Genomic DNA, 1,109 nt, shown 5'->3' on the forward strand with positions numbered 1-1,109 from the left:
GTGGCGCTTTCCAGCGGGTGCAAGCCCCGCCCGGCAAATGCTCCAGCCGGAAGCAACCGGAGCAGCTATGGAGGCAACGAAGTGGCTGAAGCCTTCGGTGATGCGTGTCACAAATTGGTGACAGCGCGAGTGTGCAGGCCGTAACGCGAGTGAACGCCGAGCAAACCTCGAAAAGGTCGATGCGCAGGCCGACCCGACAACCCTATCGGGGAAGGCTGATACGGCTGGGCGAATGAGCCGGCTGGACGCCCAGTCGCTGCGCCGGGGTAGTGGCGACAGCATGTACACAAGGAAAGCGTACGCAACACGGGAAGTCCCTCGGCGTGGTCACGGATGACCAACCGGACGCCCGCGAGGGACAGGCCGGGCGCCTTGGGATGACGGAGAGGCCTGTAGTACTGGTGAAGCCGGGTAATGCCGGTGGAGGGAAGGGGCCTCAGTTCAAGACCAACGCAACACGTAGTGAGGGACCTGGAGATTGGGCAACCTATCAACTCCGATCAGTGTTCAGAAGCTGCAGACGGCGTTACACGCGAAAGCGAAGGCAGAAGCCGGGTACCGCTTTTACGCTCTGTACGACAAGATCTACCGTGAGGATGTGCTGGCGCATGCGTACGCCCAGTGTCGCTCGAACAGGGGCGCGCCGGGTGTCGATCGGCAAGACTTCGCGGCGGTCGAAGCGTACGGGGTGCAGAGGTGGCTCGGCGAACTGGCGCTTGCGCTCAGGCAGGAGAGTTACCGGCCGGAGCCTATCAGGAGAGTGTTTATCCCGAAGGCCAATGGCAAACTGAGGCCACTGGGCATCTCGACCTTGCGTGATCGGGTGTGCATGACAGCAGCGATGCTGATGCTCGAACCGATCTTCGAAGCGGACCTTCCATCAGAGCAGTACGCTTACCGCCCGGGGCGAAACGCCCAGCAAGCGGTGATCGAGGTGGAGGAGCGGCTGCATAGAGGGCAAACGGACGTTGTTGATGCCGACCTTGCGGACTACTTCGGAAGTATTCCACACGCCGAACTGATGCTGTCGCTGGCGCGACGCATCGTTGATCGGCGCGTGCTGCATCTGATCCAGATGTGGCTGGAATGCCCCGCGGAAGAAACCGATA

1 protein-coding gene is annotated in these 1,109 nt (G+C 61.6%); it reads left to right on the top strand.

Going from position 1 to position 1,109, the window contains the following annotated elements; all coding sequences use genetic code 11:
* Nucleotides 1–478: 478 nt before the first annotated feature.
* The coding region (locus BX591_RS35920; protein WP_244147219.1) for a reverse transcriptase domain-containing protein at nt 479–1,109 on the top strand (631 nt) is incomplete at its 3' end.

This window comes from Paraburkholderia bryophila, assembly GCF_003269035.1.
Classification (GTDB): Bacteria; Pseudomonadota; Gammaproteobacteria; order Burkholderiales; family Burkholderiaceae; genus Paraburkholderia; species Paraburkholderia bryophila.